Genomic DNA, 18,074 nt, shown 5'->3' with positions numbered 1-18,074 from the left:
ACGGGAGGCCGCCGGATGGAACGAATTGATGCTCATTGCCATTTCTGGCGCCCGGCGCGCGGAGATTATGGCTGGCTGGAGGAGGGCGGTCCCGCTCTTGATCCGCTGCGCCGTGACTTCCTGCCTGCCGATCTCGCCAGCCTCAACGGCAACCGCCGCGTTGTCGTGGTGCAGGCTGCCCCGTCCGAGGCGGAAACCCTGTTTCTGCTGGAGCTTGCCAAGGCTGCGCCGCAGATTGCCGGTGTGGTCGGCTGGGTTGATCTGACCGATCCGCTGGCGGAAGTCCGGCTGGAGCACATGGCGGCGGACAAGCGCCTCAAGGGCATCCGCCCGATGCTGCAGGACATTGCCGATCCGGACTGGATCCTTACAGCTCCCGAGGATTGCGTGATTGCAGCCATGGTGCGCCTTGGCCTGCGCTTCGATGCACTGGTGAAGGAACCTCAGCTTGCCGCCATCACCCGTTTCGCGGCTGCTCATCCTGATCTTCCGCTGGTCATTGATCACGCTGCCAAGCCTACGGTGGCGGAAGGCCTGAGCGCCCACTGGAAGCACCACATGAAGGCGCTGGCGGCGGACACGCGCATCGTCTGCAAGCTGTCCGGCCTTCTCACCGAAATCAGCCCGTCCTGCCCGCAGGATGTGGAAGCTGCGGTGGCCCTGTTGCAGCCGGTGATGGATCATCTGCTGCACTGGTTCGGCCCGCAGCGGCTGATGTGGGGATCGGACTGGCCGGTGCTGACGCTGGCCGGCACGCACGGCTTCTGGGAAGAGGTGACGGAACGGCTGACCGGTGGTCTGTCCTCTGATGAGCGCGCTGCCTTGCTTGGCGGCACTGCCATCCGTTTCTACGGGCTCGGGGAGGGGCGCGCATGAAGATCCTCGTGGAAATGCACCGCATCGACAAGCGCTTTCCCGGCGTCCATGCCCTGAAGGGCGTGAGCTTCGACCTTCAGGAGGGCGAGGTTCATGCGCTGATGGGGGAAAATGGCGCAGGCAAATCCACCCTCATGAAGATCCTCTCCGGCGTCTATCAGCCGGACTCGGGCCGTATTCTGGTGGAGGGCCGGGAAGTGACCTTGCCCAGCCCGCGCGCCGCACAGGATCAGGGCATCGGCATCATCCATCAGGAACTCGCCCTGATGAAGGATCTGACGGTCGCGCAGAACATCTTCATCGGCCGCGAGCCGCGCCTGTCCTTCGGCCGGGTCGATGATGCAAAGATGATCCGCGATGCCGAGGCACTGTTCCGTGTCCTCAACATCAACATCGATCCGCGCCGCAAGGTGGATGGCCTGTCCATCGCCCGCCAGCAGATGGTGGAAATCGCCAAGGCCCTGTCGGCGCGCTCGCGCGTGCTGATCATGGACGAGCCGACGGCGGCGCTCACCGAGAGCGAGATCAACGAGCTTTTTGCCATGATCGCCCGGCTGAAGGCCGATGGCGTGGGCATCGTCTACATCAGCCACAAGATGGACGAGATCCGCCGTATTTCCGACCGGGTGACCGTGATGCGTGACGGCGAATATGTCGGCACGGTGGGCGCGAAGGAAACGCCGATCTCGCAGATCATCTCCATGATGGTCGGGCGCACGCTGACGGATGAGGTGGTCTCGATCCCCGATCTGACCGGCTCAGAAGTGGCTCTCGAAGTGAAGGGCCTGAACCGGGGGCGTGAAATCCGCGATGTCAGTTTCTCGCTGAAGAAGGGCGAAGTGCTTGGCTTTGCCGGTCTCATGGGGGCCGGGCGCACGGAAGTCGCCCGCGCCATCTTCGGTGCCGATCCGCGGGACAGCGGCGAAATCACCGTGCATGGCCGCAAGGTCGAGATCCGCTCCCCGGTGGACGCTGTGCGGGCCGGGATCGGCTATCTGTCGGAGGACCGCAAGCACTTCGGCCTCGCCCTTGGCATGGACGTTGCCGACAACGTGGCGCTGGCCAGCATGCACCGCTTCACCGGCGGTGCGGGACAACTGAACGATGAAGCCATGCGCAAGACAGCGCGGGATTTCATCAAGAGCCTTGGCATCCGCACCCCGTCCGAGCGGCAGGAAGTGCGGCTTCTGTCCGGTGGCAACCAGCAGAAGGTCGTCATTGCCAAATGGCTGCTGCGCAATTGCGATATCCTCATCTTCGATGAGCCGACGCGCGGCATCGACATTGGCGCCAAGTCTGAAATCTACAAACTGCTGGCGGACCTTGCTGCGGAGGGCAAGGCCATCATCGTCATCAGTTCGGAACTGCCGGAAATCCTGCGTGTGTCGCACCGCATCGCCGTCATGTGCGAAGGCCGGCTGACCGGCACGCTGCCCGGCGGGGCAGGCACCACCCAGGAAGACATCATGCATCTTGCCACTGCCCGGCAAGCCACGCGTCAGGAGGAACCCGCGTGACAGCACAAGACAAGTCCAAGGCCGCAGCAGGCGCAAGCTTCGTGCAGCAATCCGCATCTGCCCAGCAGAAGCTTCTGGCCTTTGCCAGCCTGATCATTCTCGTCATCGGCTTCAGCCTTGCCTCACCGAATTTCTTTCAGGTGAGCAACATCATGGCCATCCTGCAGGCCACGTCCGTCAATGGCGTGCTGGCCGTGGCGGCAACGGTCATCATCCTGACGGGGGGCATCGACCTGTCCATCGGCATGCTGATGACCTTCTGCGCCGTCATCACCGGCGTGGTGCTGACATGGGGCGGCATGCCGCTGCCGCTGGGCATTCTGGCGGCCATCGGCACGGGCGCGCTCTGCGGCCTCGCCTCGGGCACCTTCGTGGCGCAGATGAAGATCCCGCCCTTCATTGCCACTCTGGGCATGATGCTGATGCTGAAGGGGCTGTCGCTGCTGATTACCGGGGCGCGCCCGATCTATTTCAACGACACGCCGGGCTACACGGACATCTCGCAGGGCTCGCTGATCGGCATGGTGATCCCGGCATTGCCGATCCCCAATGGTGTGCTCGTGCTCTTCGCCGTAGCCGGCGGCATGGCTTGGGTGCTGTCGCGCACCGTGCTTGGCCGCTACACCTATGCACTCGGCTCCAACGAGGAGGCGGTGCGCCTGTCCGGCGTCAACACCCGCGCCTGGAAAATGGCCGTCTATGCGCTGGCTGGCGCCATCTGCGGCATCGCGGGCATTCTCATTTCCTCGCGTCTCAACTCGGCGCAGCCGGCCCTTGGCCTTGGCTACGAGCTGGACGCCATCGCTGCCGTCGTCATTGGCGGCACGTCGCTGGCAGGTGGCAGGGGCACGGTGCTCGGCACGCTGATCGGCGCGCTGATCATGGCCGTGCTCACCAACGGCCTGCGCATTCTTTCGGTCGCGCCCGAGTGGCAGACCGTTGTGACCGGCGGGATCATCATCCTTGCCGTCTATGCCGATCAACTGCGGAGGGAGCGCAGCTGAGGTCAGGAAAGAAGAGGGCGCAAATGCCCCCGTATCTTTGAAACCTTGAAAGTGGAGGAATGGAAATGATTACACGCCGTATGCTGCTGGGCACGCTCAGTGCCGCCGTCCTTGTTGCCTCGGCTTCCATGCCGATGGCACAGGAGAAGATGTATATCCCGATGATCTCGAAGGGCTTCCAGCATCAGTTCTGGCAGGCCGTGAAGGCAGGCGCCGACAAGGCCGCCGCCGAGTTCAACGTGGAAGTGACCTTCGAAGGCCCGGACAACGAGACCATGGTCGACCGGCAGATCGACATGCTGTCTGCAGCCCTTGCCAAGAAGCCGTCCGCCATCGGCTTTGCCGCGCTGGACAGCCAGGCTGCCATTCCACTGCTGCGTCAGGCCGAAGCCGCCAATATCCCGGTCATCGCCTTTGACAGCGGCGTGGACAGCTCCATCCCGCTTTCGACGGCCGCGACCGACAACAAGGCCGCTGCTGCCCTTGCCGCCGAGAAGATGGCCGAGCTGATCGGTGATGAAGGCGACGTGGCGCTGGTGGTGCATGACCAGACCAGCCGCACCGGCATCGACCGCCGCGACGGATTCGTCGAATGGCTGGCCATGAACAAGCCGAAGATCCAGGTCGTTGCCATCGAATACGGCGGCGGCGACCAGCTCAAGTCCACCGAAATCACCAAGGCCATCCTGCAGGCGAACCCGAACCTGAAGGGCATTTTCGGTGCCAATGAAGGTTCTGCCATCGGTGTCGTCAACGGCGCACGCGAGATGGGCCGTCAGGTGGTCATCATCGGTTATGACTCGGGCGCTGCCCAGAAGCAGGCGGTCCGCGACGGCCTGATGGCGGGCGCCATCACCCAGAACCCGGTCGGCATCGGCTATGAAACCGTCAAGGCCGCTGTTGCCGCTGCCAAGGGTGAGCCGGTGGTGCCGAACATCGACACCGGCTTCTACTATTACGACAAGTCGAACATCGACGCGCCGGAAATTACTGCCGTTCTCTACGACTAATTTCAAGGCGCCGGGATGCTTGTGCATCACGTCCTGGAAGGCCCAAGCGCCGCACGGGCTTGAGGAAATCCAGCTTTGACATCCGGGGCCGGGCAGACTGCCCGGTCCCTTTCATACCCACGGAGACTGACATGAAGTTGCTGCGTTACGGCCCGAATGGCCAGGAAAAGCCGGGCCTTCTCGACAAGGACGGCAAGGTGCGTGATCTGTCCGGCGTCATTGATGACGTTGCGGGCAGCCACCTGACGCCGGAAGGCCTTGCGCGCCTTGCCGCCATCGACCCGGCTTCGCTGCCGGTGGTGCCGGGCACCCCGCAGCAGGACCTGCGCCTTGGCGCCTGCGTTGGCCGCGTCGGCAAGTTCATCTGCATCGGTCTCAACTACGCCGACCATGCCGCCGAAACCGGGGCCGACATCCCGAAAGAGCCGGTGGTCTTCAACAAGTGGACCTCGGCCATCTCCGGCCCGGATGATGCCATCGAAATCCCGCGTGGCTCGCAGAAGACCGACTGGGAAGTCGAACTCGGCATCGTCATCGGCAAGGGCGGCAAGTACATCGAGGAAAAGGACGCGCTGGACCATGTGGCCGGCTATTGCGTTGTCAACGATGTGTCCGAACGCGAATTCCAGATCGAGCGCGGCGGCACCTGGGACAAGGGCAAGGGCTGCGATACCTTCGGCCCGATCGGCCCCTGGCTGGTGACCCGCGACGAGATTGCCGATACGGGCAACCTGCACATGTGGCTGGAGGTCGATGGCAAGCGCTATCAGGACGGCTCCACCGCCACGATGATCTTCGGCGTCGCCCATATCGTCTCCTACCTCAGCCGCTTCATGTCGCTGCAGCCGGGTGATGTCATCTCCACCGGTACGCCTCCGGGCGTTGGCCTCGGCCAGAAGCCGCCGGTGTTCCTCAAGGGCGGCGAGACCATCCGCCTCGGCATTGCTGGCCTCGGCGAGCAGACCCAGAAGGTGGTGCGGGCATGACCAGGATTACCGGTCTGCGCACGGCGGACCTGCGTTTCCCCACGAGCCAGCATCTCGATGGTTCGGATGCGATGAACCCGGATCCGGACTACTCGGCAGCCTATGTGGTGCTGGAGACCGATGGCCCCCACGAGGGCCACGGTCTGACCTTCACCATCGGGCGCGGCAACGAGATCTGCGTTGCCGCCATCGAGGCCCTGCGTCCGCTGGTCGTGGGCCTCGACATGGCCTGGGTTGCCGAAGACATGGGCCGCTTCTGGCGGCACATCACCTCCGACAGCCAGCTGCGCTGGATCGGCCCCGACAAGGGCGCCATCCATCTGGCAACCGGCGCCGTCGTCAACGCGGTCTGGGACCTGTGGGCCAAGATCGAGGGCAAGCCGGTCTGGGCACTCGTCGCTGACATGAGCCCGGAAGAGCTGGTGCGCTGCATCGACTTCCGCTACCTCACGGATTGCATCACGCCGGAATGGGCGCTGGAGTTCCTGACGAAGCAGGCGGAAGGCAAGGCGGAGCGGCGGGCCAAGCTGGAAGCCACCGGCTATCCCTGCTACACCACCTCGGCTGGCTGGCTCGGCTACGACGACGACAAGCTGCGGCGCCTGTGCCGCGAGGCGGTCGATGCCGGCTTCCGCCACATCAAGATGAAGGTGGGCCGCGATCTGGCCGACGACATCCGCCGGCTCACGATCGCCCGTGAAACGGTTGGCCCGGACATCAACCTGATGATCGACGCCAATCAGGTGTGGGAGGTCGATCAGGCGATCGGCTGGGTGAAGCAGCTTGCCTTTGCCCGTCCGTGGTTCATCGAGGAGCCGACCAGCCCCGACGACATCGAAGGCCACCGCAAGATCCGCGAAGCCGTTGCCCCCATTCAGGTGGCCACCGGCGAGATGTGCCAGAACCGCATCATCTTCAAACAGCTGATCATGCGCGGTGCCATCGACGTGGTGCAGATCGACAGCTGCCGCCTGGGCGGCGTCAACGAGATCCTCGCCGTGATGCTGATGGCGGCCAAGCATGGCCTCAAGGTCTGCCCGCATGCGGGCGGCGTCGGGCTCTGCGAATATGTGCAGCATCTGTCGATGATCGACTATCTGTGCATCGCAGGCACCTATGAGGGCCGGGTGATCGAATATGTGGATCACCTGCATGAGCATTTCGTCGAGCCCTGCCTCATCCGTGATGCAGCCTACATGCCGCCGCAGCTGCCGGGCTTCTCCATCGAGATGAAGCCAGCCTCCATCGCGGCCTACCGGTTCGGAGCAAACTGATGGATCTGGGGCTTCAGGGCAAGGTCATCATCGTCACGGGCGGCGCTTCGGGCATCGGGGCTGCCGTCACCGAAATTCTCGCCGAGGAGGGGGCCATTCCGGTCATCGCCACCCGGCGGGAGCCGGAGGCGGCGTTCATGGCGCGGATCACCGCCCTGTCGCCTGAAGCCTCCTTCATTCAGGCGGAACTGTCGCGTGATGAGGATTGCGCGGCGGTGATCTCCACCTGCCGGGCGCGCTATGGCCGCATCGACGGGCTGGTCAACAATGCCGGCGCCAATGACAGCGTCGGCCTTGATGCCGGGCCGGAAGCCTTCCGCGCCTCGCTCGACCGCAATCTGGTGCATTACTACGCGCTGATGCACCACGCCCTTGCCGACCTCAAGGCCTCAAAAGGGGCCGTGGTCAATGTCTCCTCCAAGACGGCGGTGACGGGGCAGGGCAACACCTCGGCCTATGTGGCCGCCAAGGCGGCGCAGCTGGGCCTGACGCGGGAATGGGCGGCGGAACTTGCCAAGGACGGTGTGCGGGTCAATGCCGTGCTGCCGGCCGAGGTGATGACACCGCTCTATGAAAACTGGCTGAAGTCCTTCCCGGACCCTGAGGAGCGGCTTGCGGAGATCGAGGGGCGCATTCCCTTCGGCGCCCGCATGACGACCCCCCGGGAGCTGGCGGACACGGTGGTCTTCCTGCTGTCTGCCCGTTCGTCCCACACGACCGGCCAGTGGGTCTTCCCCGACGGCGGCTACACCCACCTCGACCGCGCCCTGCGCGGGTGAGGGATCTGGAGCGTTGAAAGAAAGAGGCCGGGAACTGGGGATCAGTTTCCGGCTTTTTTGGTCTTGAAGCTGCGGGAACATCGTGGAGCTGGTTATTTTTGCGAAAATATCGAAATTCCGTCATGCCATGACTTGATCATGGCATCCATTCCATTGCTTCTCCGCTCGCTCAGGGCGTTGATTTGCTTGAGTGATCTTAACCGCCTCAAGCTTTGTGCAGGATCGGCATGGATGCCATGATCAAGTCATGGCATGACGAAGGTGGAGAGACTTTGCGGCGGTGGAACGTCTTTAGGAAGATGGGGAGTCTTTCGCAATCCCGGCGCCCGGAGCTCGCTAATCCGCGCCCCTCACGCCTTCCGTGTTCCCGGCCTCTCCAGCACGGCCAGTGCCATTTCGCCGGTGGCATCGGGGGGGAGGGTGAAGTAGCTGGCGTCACAGCGCATGGCGTCTTCGAGGAGCAGGCTGTAGTCGGCCTTGGGCACTTCGATGGTGCCGAAGCGTTCCAGATGGCTGGTGGTGAACTGGGTGTCGAGCAGACGGTAGCCGCCCGCAATCAGCCGGGCCACCAGATGGGTGAGGCAGACCTTGGAGGCGTCGCGCTCACGGGCGAACATGCTTTCGCCGAAGAAGGCGCCCCCGATGCTGACTCCATAGAGTCCGCCCACCAGCTTGCCCTCGCGCCAGGCCTCCACCGTGTGGCAGTGGCCGAGCTCGAACAACTCGCCATAGAGGCGGCGGATTTCCGTGTTGATCCAGGTGTTGTCCCGGCCCGGTGCCGGTTCGGCGCAGCCGCTGATGACGCCCTCAAAATCGCTGTCCACCCGGATCTCGAAATGGTCCGAACGCACGGTGCGGGCGAGGCGGCGGGGCAGGTGGAAGCCGTCGAGGGGCAGGATGCCGCGATGCTCCGGCTCGATCCAGAACAGATGCGGGTCGTCCGCCGATTCCGACATGGGGAAGATGCCGCAGGCATAGGCCTTCAGCAAAAGCTGCGGCGTGATTTCCAGAACGGCGTCGTCGTTGTTCTTGCGTGCCATCCCGAGGCCTGTACCGTCCGGTCTTTCGCCGGATCTGATCAGATGCAGTCTCCGCCCGGCCATGCGGGCGGAGACGCTTTATCCCGTATCTTACTGATCTTTCGCAGACAGATACTTTTCCAGCCAGTGAATGTCGTACTGGCCGTTGGCAATGTCCTGATTGTCCACCAGATCGCGGAACAGCGGAATGGTGGACTGGATGCCGTCGACGACGAATTCGTCCAGGCAACGGCGCAGGCGCATCATGCATTCCACGCGGTTGCGGCCATGGACGATGAGCTTGCCGATGAGGCTGTCGTAGTGCGGCGGGATCTTGTAGCCCTGATACACACCGGAATCGACGCGCACACCAAGGCCGCCGGGCGGGTGGTAATAGGTGATCGTGCCGGGCGAGGGGGCGAAGGTGCGCGGGTTTTCCGCGTTGATGCGGCACTCGATGGCATGGCCCTCGAACAGCACGTCTTCCTGCTTGAGGCTGAGCGTGCCACCCGCTGCAATGCGGATCTGCTCGTTCACCAGGTCGATGCCGGTGACCATTTCCGTCACCGGATGCTCCACCTGCAGTCGGGTGTTCATCTCGATGAAGTAGAACTCGCCGTCCTCGTAGAGGAACTCGACCGTGCCGACACCGCGGTACTTCAGCTTGCGCATGGCATCGGCCACGATCTCGCCGATTTCCGCCCGCTGGCTGGCATTGAGCGCCGGGGAGGGAGCCTCTTCGAGCACCTTCTGGTGGCGGCGCTGCAGCGAGCAGTCGCGTTCGCCCAGATGAATGGCGTTGCCCTGACCGTCACCCAGAACCTGGATTTCGATGTGGCGCGGCTTGGCGAGATACTTCTCCATGTAGAGAGCATCATCACCGAAGGCGGCCTTGGCTTCGGAACGGGCCGTGGAGAGGGCGTTGTCGAGGTCGGCCTCGGTCAGCGCCACCTTCATGCCGCGTCCGCCGCCGCCCGCTGCCGCCTTGACGAGAACCGGATAGCCGATCTCGCGGGCAATGGCGTGGGCATCGTCCTTCGGCGTCACGGCGCCGTCAGAGCCCGGCACCACCGGAATGCCGAGGCGCTTGGCGGTCTGCTTGGCCTCGATCTTGTCACCCATGATGCGGATATGTTCCGACGTGGGGCCGATGAAGGTGATGTTGTGAGCCTCGAGAATTTCCGCAAAGCGGGCGTTCTCGGACAGGAAGCCGTAGCCCGGATGCACCGCATCGGCGCCGGTGATTTCACAGGCGGCCATGAGGGCGGGAATGTTGAGGTAGCTGTCACGGGCCGGAGCCGGACCGATGCAGACGCTTTCATCGGCAAGGCGCACGTGCATGGCATCCGCGTCGGCGGTGGAATGCACCGCCACGGTGGAAATGCCGAGCTCCTTGCAGGCCCGCAGCACCCGGAGGGCAATTTCGCCGCGGTTTGCGATCAGGATCTTGGTGAACATCGGGCCGCCCCTTATTCGATGATGAAGAGCGGTTCGCCGTATTCCACCGGCTGCGCGTCGGTGACCAGCACCTGCTTCAGCACGCCGCTGCGCGGAGCGGGGATCTGGTTCATGGTCTTCATGGCCTCGACGATCAGAACCGTCTGGCCTTCCTTCACGGCAGCGCCGACTTCCACGAAGGCGCGGGCGCCCGGCTCGGGCGAAAGATAGGCGGTGCCGACCATCGGCGAGGGCACCATGCCCGGATGCTTTGCGGGCTCTGCCGGTGCTGCGGCAGGGGCAGCTGCTGCCACGGGGGCGGCGGCCGGAGCCGGAGCATAATGAGAGGCAACGGAAGCCTGGATCGTCAGCTCGCGGGCAACGCGGATGCGGAAATCCTTCTGCTCCAGCTCGATCTCGGACAGGTTGGTCTCATCGAGCAGGAGCGCCAGCTCACGGATCAGGTTTTTGTCGAAACCGTTGTTTTCTTTGGTCATCTCAAAGTGCTTTCTGTAGTCGTTCAGGCGCCGAGCTTGTGGGCCAAGGCCTCGATCGCCAGGTCATAGCCCTTGGCGCCGAAGCCGCAGATCACGCCGGCCGCAACCGGTGAGACATAGGAGTGGTGGCGGAAGGCCTCACGTGCATGGACGTTGGACAGATGGACTTCCACCGTAGGGAGCGCCACGGCACGGATCGCGTCATGAATGGCGACGGATGTGTGCGTGTAGGCGGCAGGATTGATGATGATCCCCACAGCGCCGGTGTCGGCAGCTTCGTGAATCCAGTCCACCAGCGTCCCTTCGCTGTTGGTCTGGCGGAAGACGATGTCGTAGCCGAGCCGCGCGGCAGTTGCGCGTGCCTGGGCCTCGATATCGGCGAGGGTCGTACGGCCATAGGTCTCCGGCTCGCGCTTGCCGAGCCGGTTGAGATTGGGGCCGTTCAAAATGAAAAAGGTGGCGGGCATTCCTTCTCCGTCGCCGCGATTTCCGCATCCTTATAGGGATTTGCGTGCGGGAGGAAAAGCCCTGATTGGGGCAGCGCCATGGCCGCCCCCAGGGTCTTGGTGAAAATCACGGGGATGCCCGTGGCCTGCCGTATCCGGTCAGCAGGTCGCCTTGCCGCATTTGCGCACGGATTCAATGGCGGCCTTCAGCGTGTCGTAGCCATAGGCGCCCTTGATCACCGCATCGCCGATCACATAGGACGGCGTGCCGGAAATGCCGAGCTGGTCTGCCAGATCGTAGACTTCTTCCACATTGGCACGCACATCCTCCTTGGTGACCGCACGGGCGAGATCGTCACGGGCAAGGCCCATCGCCTCTGCGACCTTCAGCGTGCTGGCCTGATCGGCCTTGCCGCGCAGGCTCAGCATGGCGACGTGGAACTCCCGGTATCTGTCCGGCGCCAGTGCATTCACCGCAATGGCAATCTGTGCGGCTTCGAAGGAGGGCTGGCCCAGAACCGGATATTCCTTCAGCACGACGCGCAGGTTCGGGTCCTCATCCAGCAGGCGTTCCATGTCTGCCATGGCGCGCTTGCAGTAGCCGCAGTTGTAGTCGAAGAACTCGACCATGGTGACATCGCCATCCGGATTGCCCAGCACCACCTGATGGCGGGAATTGAGCAGGATGCCGTCCTTGTCGGAGACCATGGCGCTGACGCGGGTGGCTTCGGCCTCCTTGTCGCGGCGGTCCAGTTCGACAAGGGCGTCACGGATGACTTCGGGGTTCTGCAGCAGATAGTCCTTCACGATCTGCTCGACCTGCGCCTTGTCGAGGGCGGGGGACTGGGCCAAAGCCGTCACGGGGGCCAGGGTGCCAAGGGCAAGCGCCAGCACGGGCGCAGCGAGACTGCGGAAAATGCGGTTCATTCAAAAACTCCTGCGCGCATTCAGCGCGTGGTGCGGAAACAGATTGCTGCAGCTCAGCGATTCAGGGCCGGCGGTTTGTAGGTCAGGATATCATCTGCCTGGATCCATGCAGGCGTTCCGGGCTTCAAATTCTTTTGAGCACGTGCGGCATATCGTTTCGCCGCCTGGAAGTCACCCGCCATCATCATGCCCTGGGCTGTCGAGACATCCGCCTCTGCCTGCTTGCCCTGGCGCCCTTGCGCAATGGCCAGCTGGCTGAAGGCGATGCCGGAATTGGGGTCGCGCTGGATGCCGTTCTTCAGGATGCGCTCCGCCTCGGCCAGCAGTGAGGGCTCGTTGGCACCGACCATGGCATAGCCGAGCCAGATCAGAAACTGGCCTTCGTTCGGCCGCAGCTGCACGGCGCGCTGGAAGGAGGGGATGGCCGCCTTCGGGTTTCCTGATTCCAGCAGGGCCTGGCCCTTCAGCTCATGGAAATGCGGGTTGTCGGGCTGCTTGGCAATCAGCGCGTCAATGTCCTTCACCGCTGCCCTGCCGCTGCTGCGCATGGCCGCAACTGCGCGGGCATATTGTGCCGGCATGCTGGTGTCCGAGCGCGGATAGAGCCGGGCGACGGCATTGGGATGATTGGTGAAGGCAGTCAGCTTGGCCCGCACCATGTCATGGCGCGCCTGAAGAGCCGGCGGGGCGGGCTTGTCGAAATACTTGCTCTTGCGGGCCTGCTCCTCAAGCGAGTTGTAACGCTCACGCGCCATCGGGTGGCTCTGGGCATAAGGATCGGTGTATTTGGCCGAAAACAGCTGCTGGTCGGCAAAGCGCTCGAAGGTGCGCAGCATGCCTTTGGCGCTCTGGCCGGTCATTTCCAGATAGCGCAGGGCGGCCTTGTCGGCAGCGGCTTCCTCGCCGCGCTGATAGGCCAGCAGCGAGCGCTGGCCGATGCCCGGCGCACCCATGGCAATGGCTGCACCGCCCCCTGCTGCTCCGGAGGAATTGCTGGAGACGCCTGCCGCCATGGCACCGGCACCCAGCACCATGCCGACAACGGTCATGATCTGCGCATTGGCAAGCGCGGTGCGCAGGCGCACCAGATGGCGGCCCGCGATATGGCCGGCTTCATGCGCGATCACGCCGATGACCTCGCCCGGTGTCTCGGCTTCGATCAGCACACCCACATTGATGAACATGCGGCGCGCATCGGGAACGAATGCGTTGAAGGTGCTTTCGTTGACGAGGATGATTTCCACCTGTCCCTGCGGCAGGCCGGCAGCCTTGAAGATCGGTGCCGCGTAGTCGCGCAGCAGTTCCTCGGTCTCCGCATCGCGCACGACCGGAATCTTCCGGCCCTGAGCCGCCGATGGTGCGGTCAATGACGGCAGGGCAATCGCTGCTGCCATGAACAGGGTGCCGGCCTTGCGCAGAATCCGGCCAAGGACAGGGGCGGCTGCCTTGCCGCTGCCGGGTTCCTGAACGGTGGAAATGTGTCGCACGGGTGCTTCCTCTTTAGCGTGTTGCCGGAGAAGGTAGGGGAGGCATCCGGGGCAGGTCAACAGGCCCGTCCGCCGCATCCGGTCACGCTCAGGTGTGCTGCGCTTTCGTGCCCCGCCAAAGCGGCGGCTGGCATAAGGCAGGGCAACGCTGTAAACCGCGTGGCAACAGCCATCGTGAGGATTTGCGCCGTGACCAGCCAGAAGACCATCCCTTCCGCCCGCAGTGCCGTGGACCCGTTCCTGGCCATGGATGTTCTGTCGGCGGCGCGTGCGCTGGAGGCGGAGGGGCGGCATCTCATCCACATGGAAGTGGGCCAGCCCGGCGCACCGGCCCCCTCCACCGTTCTTGCCGCCGCCCGGCAGGCGCTGGAGATTGGGCGTATTGGCTACACGGAGGCGCGCGGTATCGCACCCTTGCGCCAGCGCATTGCCCGCCACTACCGCGATGCCTATGGCGTCGAGGTGCCTGAAAGCCGGATCATGGTGACGACCGGCTCTTCAGCGGGCTTCAACCTGTCGTTCCTTGCCGCCTTCGATCCGGGTGACCGTATCGTTCTGACGGCGCCCGGTTATCCGGCCTACCGCAACATCATCAAGGCGCTGGGGCTGGTGCCGGTGGAAATCGAGGTGGGGCCGCAGACCCGCTGGAGCCTCACGCCGGAGCATATCGCAAATGCCTTGAAGGATGGCCCGGTCAAGGGTGTTCTGGTGGCGAGCCCCGCCAACCCGACCGGCACGATGATGACGCCCGCAGCCCTCGCGGATCTTGCCCGTTTTTGTGACGATGCGGGCATCTGGTTCATCTCTGACGAGATCTATCATGGGCTCGTCTATGACGGGCAGCAGGCCTCAGCGCTGGAGACCTCCCAGAACGCGATCATCATCAACAGCTTCTCCAAATATTACTGCATGACGGGCTGGCGCATCGGCTGGATGGTGCTGCCGGAAAGCCTTGTGCGGCCGGCCGAGCGCATCGCCCAGAGCCTCTACATCTCCGCGCCGGAACTTTCACAGATCGCCGCCGCCGCCGCCTTTGATGCCACAGAAGAGCTGGAGGTGATCAAGGCTGGCTATGCCGCCAACCGGGCACTGCTGCTGGAGGCCCTGCCGAAGATCGGTTTCGACCGGCTGCTGCCGGTGGATGGTGCCTTCTATGTCTATGCCGACACCAGCCGTTTTGCCGCAAGCTCTCTCGATTTCACCCGCGCCATGCTGCAAGAGGCCGGTGTTGCGGCGACGCCCGGAGCGGATTTCGACCCCGTTCACGGCGCCAGCTACACCCGCTTTTCCTTCGCCGGGTCCGGTGAGGATATTGCAGAGGCCGTGCGGCGTCTGGACGGATGGCTGAAGGGGCGCTGAGAGCGCGGTACACCGTCGAAGAGAGAGAAAAGAAAACCCCTCCGGAAGCAGCCTTCCGGAGGGGGTCTTTTTTAGCCTCTGATCAGGGGATCAGAAGAAGGAGCGGCGCTGCCACCAGCCGGAACGCTTGGGCTTGCCTTCGTCATCCGGGCCTTCCCCGTCACCGGCGGTCTGGCTGGTGACGACCGGCGTTGCCGGTGCCTTCGGGCGGGCCGGGGCTGCCGGTTCTGCGGGCGCTTCAACTTCAGCCGCCGGGGCAACCTCTGCGGCGGCTTCGGCCGGAGCTTCAGCGGCAACGGTTTCCAGAACCGGGGCCTCTGCTGCCGGAGTTTCAGCCGCCGGGGCTTCCTGCGGTGCCTCGGGAGCGGCCGTTACGGCTTCTTCAGCCGTTTCGGCCACTGCCGGAGCTGCTTCCACCCGGGCAGGAGCGTCTGCGTCAGCCTCTGCAGCAGCGGGGGCTTCGGCTGCTTCGGGAAAGGAGCCGCCGTTTGCGGCTTCGTCCCCTTCAACTGCACCGGTCAGATCTTCCGAAGCTGCGGCTGCATTTGCGTCTGCGTCTGTATCCTCACCGGACGCATCCTCGTCGCCGTCGCTGCCCTCTTCACCGTCCTCGCGCTCGCCATTGCGGCGGCCGCGGCGGCCGCCACGGCGGCCACGGCGGCGCTTGCGCTTGGGCTCGTCGGAACCGTCGCCCTGGGCGCCTTCGCCCTGAGACGCTTCACCGTCTTCGCCTTCGCTGCCTTCTGCGTCATCGCCAGCATCAGCGTCCGAACCGTCTTCGTTCTGGCGCGGGCCGGCCTGGCGGTCACCGCCTGCTTCCGGGCTGCGGCGGCGCTTGCGGCGGCGGCGCTTGCGGCGCTCGCTGTCTTCGGACTGCTCGCGGGCAGAGGGATGTGCCGAGGCTGCTTCCAGTTCCTCCTCAACGTCATCCTCGTCCTCTTCCTCCGGCTCGACGATATCGTCGATCTCTTCGATCTCGACCATATGCGGCTGGATCTGCGGCGGAGCAGGGAGGGGGATCTTGTCGCGGTCGATCAGGGACGAGCGTTCCAGCACATAATGCTGGCCATGGCCCACCTCATCCGCCACCACGGCAATCTCGAGGCCGAAACGGGCCTCAAGGTCACCCAGGTTGCGGCGCTTCTGGTTGAGGATGTAGAGCGCCACGGAGGTATTGGTGCGAACGATCAGATTGTGGGTGACACCCTTCAGCAGGAAGTCTTCCAGCGAGCGCAGCACATGCAAGGCAACCGATTCGACCGAGCGGATCATGCCCGAGCCATGGCAATGCGGGCAGGGCGTGGTGGAACTTTCCAGAACGCCGGTGCGGATGCGCTGGCGCGACATTTCCATGAGGCCGAAATGCGAGATCCGGCCAACCTGGATGCGTGCGCGGTCGTTCTTCAGGCAGTCCTTGAGCTTGCGCTCGACCGTCCGGTTGTTCTTGTTCTCCTCCATATCGATGAAGTCGATGACGATGAGGCCGGCCAGATCGCGCAGGCGCAGCTGGCGCGAAACTTCCTCGGCGGCTTCAAGGTTCGTCTGGAGGGCGGTGTCCTCGATATTGTGCTCGCGGGTGGATTTGCCCGAGTTCACGTCGATGGAGACCAGAGCTTCCGTCTGGTTGATGACGATGTAGCCGCCCGAGCGCAGGGTGACCTGCGGGGAGAACATGGCATCGAGCTGCGGCTCCACCCCGAAACGGGTGAAGATCGGCGAGGCCTCGCGGTAGGGCTGGACGTTCTTGGCATGGCTCGGCATGAGCATGCGCATGAAGTCCTTGGCCTCGCGGTAGCCGTCTTCGCCGGCGACGAGAACCTCGTCGATGTCCTTGTTGTAGAGATCGCGGATCGAGCGCTTGATCAGGCTGCCTTCCTCATAGACGAGGCAGGGCGCGCTGGACTTCAGCGTCAGGTCGCGCACGTTCTCCCACAGGCGCATCAGATATTCGAAGTCGCGCTTGATCTCGGCCTTGGTGCGGCTGGCACCGGCCGTGCGCAGGATGACGCCCATGCCCTCCGGCACGTCCAGCTCGGAGGCGATCTTCTTCAGGCGCTTGCGGTCGACAGGCTGGGTGATCTTGCGGGAAATGCCGCCGCCACGGCCCGTGTTCGGCATCAGCACCGAGTAACGGCCTGCAAGCGACAGATAGGTGGTCAGGGCAGCGCCCTTGTTGCCGCGCTCTTCCTTGACGACCTGAACCAGCAGCACCTGGCGGCGCTTGATGACTTCCTGGATCTTGTACTGCTTGCGCTGGCGGGTGCGGCGCTCCGGCACCTCTTCCATGGCATCTTCGGCGCCGACCGATTCAACATGGTCGGCATCATCGTCGCCGTCGGAGGACGACTTGTCCGAATCCTCGTGATCATCGTCGTCGTCGCTGTCGTCTCCGTCCTTTGCAGTTTCGGAGGCCGCAGCCTCGCGGGCGGCATGACGGGCGTTTTCAGCGGCTTCGCGCCGCTCTTCCTCGTGACGCTCGTCTTCGATCAGCGCCAGCCTGTCAGCGGCGGGGATCTGGTAATAGTCGGGATGGATTTCGCTGAAAGCGAGGAAACCATGCCGGTTTCCGCCGTATTCCACGAATGCGGCCTGGAGAGAGGGTTCGACCCGCGTCACCTTCGCCAGATAGATATTGCCGCGCAGTTGCTTCCGGTTAGCTGCCTCGAAGTCGAATTCTTCAACTCGATTGCCGCGCACCACGACGACCCGGGTTTCCTCCGGGTGCGCCGCGTCGATCAGCATCTTGTTTGCCATTGATGAAGGTCTCCACGGCAGCCGGACGCCCGGGGCGCGGCTGACGCGCTCCGTGGCTGAAGGTCCGGCAGACCGTTTTCTTGTCACTTGGATGGAAAGACGAAAGAGCTGGCGCGCGCGCGTCTATGCCTGCGGACCGGCTGTCCCGCAAAACCGGGGACACCGTTTGTGTCATTTCCGCCTGCATCGCGCTGTGCTTCAAGGCAACGCCTGCCCTTGATTAAACTGTTGTCACCGCGAAGTGCTGCCGCAAGAGGCCCGATGGCCGCCTGCGAGGCGCTTCTGTTTTCACGGATGGGGCATGCAGCCAAGCCTTGGGGCCTGACACCATGACAGGTCACTCTGGTCACCCTTCGGGCGGAGCGTGCAGGATTGAAGCCTGCTCACTGCCTTCTGGTCCGGCCAATTCCAGACTGTCCAGGGACAGCCCGCACCCGTCACATCTAATACCGCCCAATGCTTCGCCGTCTCTTAACGCCGGGCGCCGCGGCCGGGGCAAATGGCCTCCACTCCGCTCCGCGCGTCCGGCAAAGCCGCCAAGACATGTGGAAAGACCGTTCTTCCCATCATCTGAGGCAGTATCGGCTGCAAACCGAAATCCGTATTCTTCTTTTACGGGTCAGCAAGCGCCTTGGCAAGCAATGGAAATCATCTCTGCCAGCTTGCAAGCACAGGCAAGGCCCGTTAGCACGGAGTTAACCA

The 18,074-nt window shown here is 63.8% G+C and carries 15 protein-coding genes; 8 read left to right on the top strand and 7 right to left on the bottom strand.

Going from position 1 to position 18,074, the window contains the following annotated elements; genetic code table 11:
• Positions 1 to 15 precede the first annotated feature (15 nt).
• The 7 genes from H163_RS0111435 (at position 16) to H163_RS0111405 (ending at position 7,446) form a co-directional block, all read left to right on the top strand.
• Entirely contained in the window at positions 16 to 876 is an 861-nt protein-coding gene (locus tag H163_RS0111435; RefSeq protein WP_019964718.1) for an amidohydrolase family protein, read from the top strand.
• On the top strand, positions 873 to 2,393 hold the full coding sequence (locus H163_RS0111430) for a sugar ABC transporter ATP-binding protein (RefSeq protein WP_019964717.1): 1,521 nt from the start codon (positions 873 to 875) through the stop codon (positions 2,391 to 2,393). Before H163_RS0111435 ends, H163_RS0111430 begins: the two co-directional genes overlap by 4 nt.
• Positions 2,390 to 3,397, top strand: coding sequence for an ABC transporter permease (locus H163_RS0111425; RefSeq protein ID WP_019964716.1), 1,008 nt, complete (start codon positions 2,390 to 2,392; stop codon positions 3,395 to 3,397). The genes H163_RS0111430 and H163_RS0111425 overlap by 4 nt, the downstream gene beginning before the upstream one ends.
• Before the next feature lie 65 nt (positions 3,398 to 3,462).
• Positions 3,463 to 4,407 carry an ABC transporter substrate-binding protein gene (locus H163_RS0111420; protein ID WP_026355739.1) on the top strand — a complete coding sequence of 315 codons (945 nt, stop codon included), beginning with the start codon at positions 3,463 to 3,465 and terminating at the stop codon, positions 4,405 to 4,407.
• A gap of 131 nt (positions 4,408 to 4,538) precedes the next feature.
• Positions 4,539 to 5,393 carry a fumarylacetoacetate hydrolase family protein gene (locus H163_RS0111415; RefSeq protein ID WP_019964714.1) on the top strand — a complete coding sequence of 285 codons (855 nt, stop codon included), beginning with the start codon at positions 4,539 to 4,541 and terminating at the stop codon, positions 5,391 to 5,393.
• Positions 5,390 to 6,667 (top strand): L-fuconate dehydratase, encoded by a 1,278-nt coding sequence (locus H163_RS0111410; protein WP_019964713.1) that lies wholly within the window; start codon positions 5,390 to 5,392, stop codon positions 6,665 to 6,667. Before H163_RS0111415 ends, H163_RS0111410 begins: the two co-directional genes overlap by 4 nt.
• Positions 6,667 to 7,446 carry an L-fucose dehydrogenase gene (locus tag H163_RS0111405; RefSeq protein ID WP_019964712.1) on the top strand — a complete coding sequence of 260 codons (780 nt, stop codon included), beginning with the start codon at positions 6,667 to 6,669 and terminating at the stop codon, positions 7,444 to 7,446. The genes H163_RS0111410 and H163_RS0111405 overlap by 1 nt, the downstream gene beginning before the upstream one ends.
• Positions 7,447 to 7,796: 350 nt before the next feature.
• On the opposite strand, the gene aat is transcribed toward H163_RS0111405, so the two are convergent.
• The 6 genes from aat to H163_RS0111375 all read right to left on the bottom strand — a co-directional run bounded on the left by aat (position 7,797) and on the right by H163_RS0111375 (position 13,259).
• The gene (gene aat / locus H163_RS0111400; RefSeq protein WP_019964711.1) at positions 7,797 to 8,486 is read right to left on the bottom strand and encodes a leucyl/phenylalanyl-tRNA--protein transferase; all 690 of its coding nucleotides are present in this window, start codon (positions 8,484 to 8,486) and stop codon (positions 7,797 to 7,799) included.
• A gap of 90 nt (positions 8,487 to 8,576) precedes the next feature.
• Positions 8,577 to 9,923 (bottom strand): acetyl-CoA carboxylase biotin carboxylase subunit, encoded by a 1,347-nt coding sequence (gene accC / locus H163_RS0111395; protein ID WP_019964710.1) that lies wholly within the window; start codon positions 9,921 to 9,923, stop codon positions 8,577 to 8,579.
• A gap of 11 nt (positions 9,924 to 9,934) precedes the next feature.
• On the bottom strand, positions 9,935 to 10,399 hold the full coding sequence (gene accB, locus H163_RS0111390; RefSeq protein ID WP_019964709.1) for an acetyl-CoA carboxylase biotin carboxyl carrier protein: 465 nt from the start codon (positions 10,397 to 10,399) through the stop codon (positions 9,935 to 9,937).
• 23 nt (positions 10,400 to 10,422) lie between these two features.
• On the bottom strand, positions 10,423 to 10,866 hold the full coding sequence (gene aroQ / locus H163_RS0111385) for a type II 3-dehydroquinate dehydratase (RefSeq protein ID WP_019964708.1): 444 nt from the start codon (positions 10,864 to 10,866) through the stop codon (positions 10,423 to 10,425).
• A gap of 138 nt (positions 10,867 to 11,004) precedes the next feature.
• Entirely contained in the window at positions 11,005 to 11,772 is a 768-nt protein-coding gene (locus H163_RS0111380) for a DsbA family protein (RefSeq protein ID WP_019964707.1), read from the bottom strand.
• A gap of 53 nt (positions 11,773 to 11,825) precedes the next feature.
• Entirely contained in the window at positions 11,826 to 13,259 is a 1,434-nt protein-coding gene (locus H163_RS0111375; protein WP_019964706.1) for a M48 family metalloprotease, read from the bottom strand.
• A 246-nt stretch (positions 13,260 to 13,505) separates the two neighbouring features.
• On the opposite strand from H163_RS0111375, the gene H163_RS0111370 reads away from it, so the two are divergent.
• Positions 13,506 to 14,618 (top strand): pyridoxal phosphate-dependent aminotransferase, encoded by a 1,113-nt coding sequence (locus H163_RS0111370; protein WP_081626014.1) that lies wholly within the window; start codon positions 13,506 to 13,508, stop codon positions 14,616 to 14,618.
• Between the two features lie 90 nt (positions 14,619 to 14,708).
• Here H163_RS0111370 and H163_RS0111365 read toward each other — a convergent pair whose 3' ends face one another.
• A complete protein-coding gene (locus tag H163_RS0111365; protein ID WP_019964704.1) occupies positions 14,709 to 17,372 on the bottom strand; it encodes an Rne/Rng family ribonuclease in 2,664 nt (887 codons plus the stop codon).
• Between the last annotated feature and the right edge of the window lie 702 nt (positions 17,373 to 18,074).

Source organism: Pannonibacter phragmitetus DSM 14782, from assembly GCF_000382365.1.
Taxonomy (GTDB): Bacteria; Pseudomonadota; Alphaproteobacteria; order Rhizobiales; family Stappiaceae; genus Pannonibacter; species Pannonibacter phragmitetus.
The sequence above is the reverse complement of the archived record's forward strand: the minus strand, read 5'-3'. Positions and strand labels throughout refer to the sequence as shown.